Source organism: Elizabethkingia argenteiflava, assembly GCF_009904105.1.
Classification (GTDB): Bacteria; Bacteroidota; Bacteroidia; order Flavobacteriales; family Weeksellaceae; genus Elizabethkingia; species Elizabethkingia argenteiflava.
In genome coordinates, this window is record NZ_JAAABJ010000333.1 from 1 (window position 1) to 7010 (window position 7010).

The 7010-nt window shown below is 31.1% G+C and carries 5 protein-coding genes; all 5 read left to right on the forward strand.

The genetic code is table 11. The annotated features are described in order from the left end of the window. A partial coding sequence (locus tag GNY06_RS03580) for a transposase family protein (protein WP_394350822.1) occupies positions 1-334 on the forward strand: 334 nt, incomplete at its 5' end. Between the two features lie 215 nt (positions 335-549). Next, on the forward strand, positions 550-711 hold the full coding sequence (locus tag GNY06_RS03585) for a hypothetical protein (protein WP_158608847.1): 162 nt from the start codon (positions 550-552) through the stop codon (positions 709-711). Between the two features lie 386 nt (positions 712-1097). Continuing rightward, complete coding sequence (locus tag GNY06_RS03590; RefSeq protein ID WP_166518836.1) at positions 1098-2120, forward strand: hypothetical protein; 1023 nt, start codon at positions 1098-1100, stop codon at positions 2118-2120. A 16-nt stretch (positions 2121-2136) separates the two neighbouring features. Further along, positions 2137-4542, forward strand: a complete 2406-nt coding sequence (locus tag GNY06_RS03595; RefSeq protein ID WP_166518837.1) for an outer membrane beta-barrel family protein — start codon at positions 2137-2139, stop codon at positions 4540-4542. Beyond that, complete coding sequence (locus GNY06_RS03600; protein WP_166518838.1) at positions 4543-6738, forward strand: peptidase domain-containing ABC transporter; 2196 nt, start codon at positions 4543-4545, stop codon at positions 6736-6738. It abuts the gene before it with no gap. Positions 6739-7010 lie beyond the last annotated feature (272 nt).

A 7010-nucleotide genomic window follows, 5' to 3' on the forward strand; every position in this document is an offset into this window, starting at 1 on the left:
CACCCCAAGCCGAATGGGAGGTGAAAAGCTAGGCTATCAGGGTAGAAAAAAGGCAAAAACCACCAACAGCATTTTTCTGTGTGATCACCGGGGACAAATGTTGGCAATGGGAAGTCCAAAAAGTGGCGATCATCACGATTTATACCAAATAGAAGGTAGTTTGAAAGAAATTCTGTCACTTCTAAGCGAAGCAGAAATAGATCATAAAGGATTGTTTCTCAATGCTGATACAGGATTTGACAGTGAAAATTTAAGACAAATGTTAGAAAAAGAAAAAATAATCGCCAATATTAAAACCATCTCAGGAATAATAAAACAGCTAAGAATTATATAAACGAAGGTTCAAAATAGAGAAAGCAAATGCTTAGCAAGATAGTTTTAAAGCATTATTTATACGATTTGAAACTTCTGTAATAACTTGGAATTATTTGCATTATATTGCTTTTGTTATTTTATTCCTCAGAAAACTAATAGTTTAAACAAGTTCAACGTCTAAACAAAGAGGGCGAAGGTTCTTTGTATTTCGTTTAATATTCAAAATTCTTTATTATGGAAGAGAAAAAATTCAATCCAGAAGAATTCTTAGGAGCAAAAGTGGTTTCTCCATTAGAGCAGGAAAAATTAGTAGGTGGTATTGCCGCTGCTGATGATTCTGTAACTGTAGAAACTGTTGTTACCACTGTTGTGAAGGTCGTAACTGTTACTCCTTAAGATTAAAGCTTTTCATTATTCTAATGAATAAGCTAAAATGAAGATTACCCCTTTATTGGGGTAATCTTTATATCTAAGTATAAATATCAAAAATAAATATTATGAATTCAGTAATTACAACATCTGACTCACCGATGGCACAGCCTGAGTGGTAGGATAATTTTTTAACCGTCAGTAATAATCTTACACAGACAACCGTATCCAAGAATGCTTTTTCAATAGAGGATGCTAATATTTTATCTACAGAAATTTTAAATGTTTTAAAACATCTATGTAGATTAAGAACAAACAAATATGGCTACAGAGCCTACATTGATGGAAAAATTGTAGGAGACGACAAACTTAACTATATATTTGACAATCCTCCACTTGAAGGGGAAGATGTTGTGAAATACGCTGAACGTGTTTTCTCAAATAAGGAGTTCGGAATGATAATAAATGGTTGTGAAAAATTCTCCGATCCTCTTTCAAGAAAACTTCTGCAATTACTAACTCCTTTAATAGAAAAGGTTGGTATCCCATTAACAGGTCTTAGTGTTCATACGTTTGTGGGAAATTATGGATACACACCTTTAGGTATTCATAAGGATAATAGAGGTGAAAACGTTATTCATTTTCATCTTGGACCTAGCGGTAAAGAAATGTACAACTGGACAGATGAGGTATATGAAGAAATAGATGGAAAAAGAAAAAATGAAGACAAAGAATATGAAGATTTGATTCAACATGCAGAAAAATTTCCTTTTGAATCTACTGATATTTACTTCATGCCGTGGGATAAGTATCATTTAGGAAAAACAGATGGATTGTCAATTGGCGTCACAGTATGGTTCAATAATCCTCCCAAAGCAAAACTATTCGATAGTATTTTTTCTTCATTAACTAAACAGTATATGATTACCGATGACAGATTGAAGGAAGTATTCTCACCTGTTAAAGATCCTAATAGTCAAGAAACATTACATGAATTACTTGGGTTATTTCAAGATGAAGAAAATCTACTTGATCTTCCTTTTTCGGAGCTTTTCAAATTATTGCATGATGATTTCAAATTAGCTTTATTTAGTAATGCTGGATGGAAGACAAGAACAATTTCGTTATCTGATGAAAATTTATATGATGTAAATAATTATGAAATCCTAAGAGATCGAGTATTGAAGTTAGTTAAGCCTTTTAAAATCTACTTTAGGAAATCACTAGACGAGAGTGAAATAATTATCTTTGCTAGAGGATCTAAACTAAAGTTTCGCTATCATAAAGGAATTGAAACGTTACTAGAGCTACTAAATTCTGGAAAGGAATTAGAGACAAAGGAACTCCTAAAAGCACTTCCGAATGAATGGCCAGATTCCGTTGGCCTATATATCTTAAGTCTTCTTTATGACAAAAGAACTATTGAAATTGTATAATTGAAAACAGAAAAATATGCCGTTGAAAAAGATTTTATTTATTATCACCCTTTTTTGTATTTGTTCTGTCAAATTAATAGCTCAGGATAATACATATCAAGTGTCAGGGATATTGCAAGGAGAAGATGGTTTCCCAATCGACTATTCTGAAGTTTCTGCAACTGATTCTACAAATGTAGTAGTTCAAAGAGTTCTAACAGATTCCATAGGCGTTTTTAATTTAAACTTAAAGAAAGGTTTCTATAAATTGTCATCCAATAGATATGGTTCCGTTTTATTTGAAGAAGATATCAATGTAATGGATAATATGAATTTAGGAATAATAACAGTAAATAGTGCTACTGTTTTAGAGGGGATAACTATTACATCAACAAAGAAATTAATTGAAAGAAAAGTTGACCGTTTTGTATTCAATATTGAAAATAGCCCACTCCTCTCAGGAGGAAATGCATTTGATGCTATAAAAAATGCACCAGGAGTTTACTTAGGTAATAACGAATCCATTAATATAATGGGAAAGTCAGGAGTAAAAGTCATGGTTGATGACAGAGTATTAAATTTAAATCCAAATGAACTTACTGCTTTTTTGAAAAGTATGGGTGCAGATAATATAAAATCTTTAGAGGTAATCACAACCCCTTCATCTAAATATGATGCACAGGGTAATGCTGGAATTATTAACATAATCACTAAAAAGGGAAGGCAACACGGATGGAACGCTAACGTAGGACTTACTGGTTATCAAGGAAAATATAGTAGGTTAATTGGTAATGCAGGATTTAACTATAAAAGTGACAGGATTGATTTTATTTCAAATTATGCTGTTGGTGATGTTCGTTCTTTCGAAGAAATTGAACAAACTAATAGTTTTGTCAACCCTAATTCAGGGGATATAACGAAATACTCTTCTTTAAATTATGAAAAACGTAAGGAAGTTTATCATACTCTTACAGGGCAATTAGATGTAAAATTAAGTGAGTATTCTAACATAGGCATTTCAGGGAATCTATATTCTAACAATAGTCCAAGACCTTCAGACAATGAAACAGAATCGACAAACAACACTTCTTTTGCTTCTTATAATGATCATAAATTAAATCTTTTGAATTATGCTATAGATTTATATTTCAACCAAAAATTAGATACCTTGGGAAAGGTGATGAATGTTAATGCAAGTATATCAAATTTTAAAGTTGATGACAAGCAAAACCTTACGAATAGGTTTTATACAAACCAAGTTTTCGAAGATGAATCCAAACTAAGAAGTTTCTTTGATAACAAAACAAAAATATACTCTGGTAATATAGACTTTAAATTACCTTATGATAAGTTTACTTTAGAAACAGGGATAAAGATGGCTCACACTGAAACGGAAAACGACTTCCTATTTCAGAATTTTTTATCCGGTCAATGGGAGAATAATAATTCATTAAGCAATCAATTCGATTACAAAGAAACGAATACAGCCGGTTACTTCTCATTTAACAGTCAGCTATCTGATCAAATGTCTTTTCAAGTTGGTTTAAGAGGAGAATATACTAGAACAAAAGGTTTATCAAGAACTACAGGAACGGAAACAGATTACAATTATTTTCAATTATTTCCAACAGCGTATTTTCAATATAAACCCGATGAGAAAAACTATTCATTGAATTTGTCATATTCCAGACGTATTAGTCGTCCTTCTTTTGATTACTTAAATCCATTTATATCCTACCAAAGTCCACTTTTCTCAAATGTAGGAAATCCATTGCTAAGACCTTCATTTACTAATTCTCTGGAAATAAGTAGTATATTTAATAATAAATATATTTTAACAATATTTGGAAACACTACGTCAAAATATTTTTCAGAATTCCCTATACGAGTAAATAATACAGATGAAACACGTTATACATTCGATAACATTGGAAAAGGAAATAACATTGGTATACAGGCTATTGTGCCAGTTAAAGTAACACCATGGTGGGACATATCTAATACATTTTTGGTAATGAATCAAAATTATAATTTATCTCATGAAGATATTCAACAAAAACTTAATAAAGTATTTTGGCTTATAAACACCTCGAATACTTTTAAAATTAATGAAAATATTTCCGCAGAGTTGTCTGGAAGATACCGTTCCCCATCAATTCAAGGATTTTACCAAATTGGTAATTTCTTTGACATGAGTACTGCTATCAATGTTAAGCTACTTCAAGACAAAGCAACATTATCATTTTCAGCACACGATCTATTATATACAAACAGAAGTATAGTTAATATACAATACCCTAATCAAGATTTAGGGTTTACAAGGTATAATGATACTCGATTATTTAAGCTGTCATTTAGATATAAATTTGGAAATACGGACTTAAAAAACAAACAAAAACAACAAAGCGGAAGTATAGAGGAACAAAATAGAGCAGGTAAATAAATGAAATTAAAGTTCATCTCTCAACATGACCAAATGGACTGCGGTCCAGCTTGCTTAAGTATGATAGTGAGATATTATGGAAAAAAATGTTCACTTCAATACATAAGAAATAAATCCTTTTTAAATAAAGAAGGAGTCAGTGTTGCGGGGATTAGTCATGCGGCAAAATCAGTTGGATTAACACCTAGTGTTTTTAAATTGACTTTGCAAGAGTTAGAAGAAATTTCAAAGCAAGGACCATCTATCTTACATTGGAATCAAAATCACTTTGTAGTATTAATTGACATAAAATACAAACGAGGTAAACGTATTTTTAAAATAGCTGATCCCGGATACGGAATTATGTCAGTTAAAGAAAGTGAATTTGTAAAGTGTTGGCTAAATACGAATGAAGAAGGTATAATGATTACTTTTAAGTTATCAGAAGATTTTCATAGCATCAAGTGTAATGACGATGATCTTAACACTTTAAAATATATTAAAGGGAAACTCAAAACTTATCGCTGGCGGATAATCACAATCTTTATTGCGGTCTTCATTACAAGTTGTTGCACTTTAATTTTTCCCTTTATAACCCAAGCAGTTGTTGATAAAGGAATTAGCCGAAAAGATATTACTTTGGTTGCAAGTTTACTATTGGCACATGCATTTATATATATTGGTGCAACAGTAGTGGATGTTATAAGAAACTGGTTAACACTATATTTAGGCACAAAAATAAATATAGAAATAATTTCTGATTTCTTAAAAAAAGCACTTCGTCTTCCAATCTCTTTTTTTGAATCTAAACAAAAAGGAGACTTTAATCAAAGGATCTTAGACCAACAAAGAATTGAAACATTTTTAACCACACAGAGTATTATAACAATTTTTTCAATTGTTAATTTCGTTGTATTCTTAGGCGTCCTAATTTATTATAGTAAAGTTATTGCACTAGCATATTCACTACTTACTGTATTGGCAGTAGTTTGGTCTTTATTATTTATAAATAAACTAAAAACTTTAGATTACAATAAATTTCAGCTACGGTCTGAAAACCAAGACACAATATATGAATTTGTAAAAGGTATTGAAGAAATTAAACTCAATAACCTAGAAGAGTACAAAAGGTCTATTTGGGAAAAAGTACAATTAAAACTTTTTGGAGCAAATATCAGAGTTTTAAAAACAATTCAGTTTCAAACAATAGGATTTGATCTCATTAACCAATTAAAAAATATTTTTGTAACATTTCTTTCTGCAAAAGAGGTAATTAACGGAAATCTGAGTATAGGAGCAATGCTGAGTATAGCCTTTATTGTTGGTCTTATGAATTCCCCCATAAGTCAATTAATGACATTTATAAGAGGATATCAAGAAGCGAAACTGAGTTTAGACAGGCTAAATGAAGTTCAAAACATATCAGAAGAGAGTGAAGTTCATGAAATTCAGAAGGGGTTAGTTCAAAAAGTAATAAAAAGAGATATTTGTGTAAATAAGTTGTATTTTCAATATGGAAGTCCTACATCAAAAAAAATACTATCAGGACTATCCTTTACTATCCCTCACGGAAAGATTACAGCTATTGTTGGTGGTAGTGGAAGTGGAAAAACAACACTATTAAAATTATTATTAAAATTTTATCAACCTACTGAAGGGGAAATTTTGTTTGGGGAAGATACCTTAAATAGTTTTGACCCGAATGAATGGAGAGCTCAATGTGGTGTAGTACTCCAAGAAGGTTACATTTTTTCTGATACAATTAAACAAAATATTATTTGTGGGGAGGAAAATCCTAATATAGATAAACTTAGAAACGCTGTTAGATTAGCCAATATTGAATCTTACATCGACGAGTTACCATTAGGTTTTAATACTAAAATTGGTACTGCAGAAAATGGCTTGTCTGGTGGGCAAAAGCAACGACTTTTAATAGCAAGAGCAATTTATAAAAATCCACGTTATATTTTCTTTGACGAAGCCACTTCTTCTTTAGACGCAGAAAACGAAAAGATTATCCATGACAATTTACAGTCTTTTTTTGTTGGGAAAACAGTTGTTGTAGTTGCTCACCGACTATCTACTGTGAAAAATGCTGACCAGATTATTGTTTTAAAGGATGGTGAAATAGCCGAAATAGGAACACACAGAGAATTGATTGACAAAAAAAGAGTGTATTATAAATTAATAAAAAACCAATTGGAATTAGGAACTTAAGTTGTACTAGCCCCGACTTAATCTGACAGTTAAGAGTTAAAATAATTATCAGTTATTCAATATTATCCTTACTTCCCAAAGTAAGGATTTTTTGTTCCACTGCAAGAGTTTCCAATAATTTCTCTTTTGCAATAGGTTTACTATCCTGTAGGCTTCCCTTTTTTAGTACGATTTAAAATTAGACAATTTTTCATATTGTACCCAATTTATTTTCTGTTAATTTATAACAGCAAGTTTCTGTTTTTCCTTTTCTCTGTATTTCACAGGAGACA

What these genes read in the sequence shown, in the direction of transcription:
- GNY06_RS03585 (WP_158608847.1), top strand. Translation starts at nt 550, where the DNA reads ATGGAAGAGAAAAAATTCAATCCAGAAGAATTCTTAGGAGCAAAAGTG.
- GNY06_RS03595 (WP_166518837.1), top strand. Translation starts at nt 2,137, where the DNA reads ATGCCGTTGAAAAAGATTTTATTTATTATCACCCTTTTTTGTATTTGT.
- GNY06_RS03600 (WP_166518838.1), top strand. Translation starts at nt 4,543, where the DNA reads ATGAAATTAAAGTTCATCTCTCAACATGACCAAATGGACTGCGGTCCA.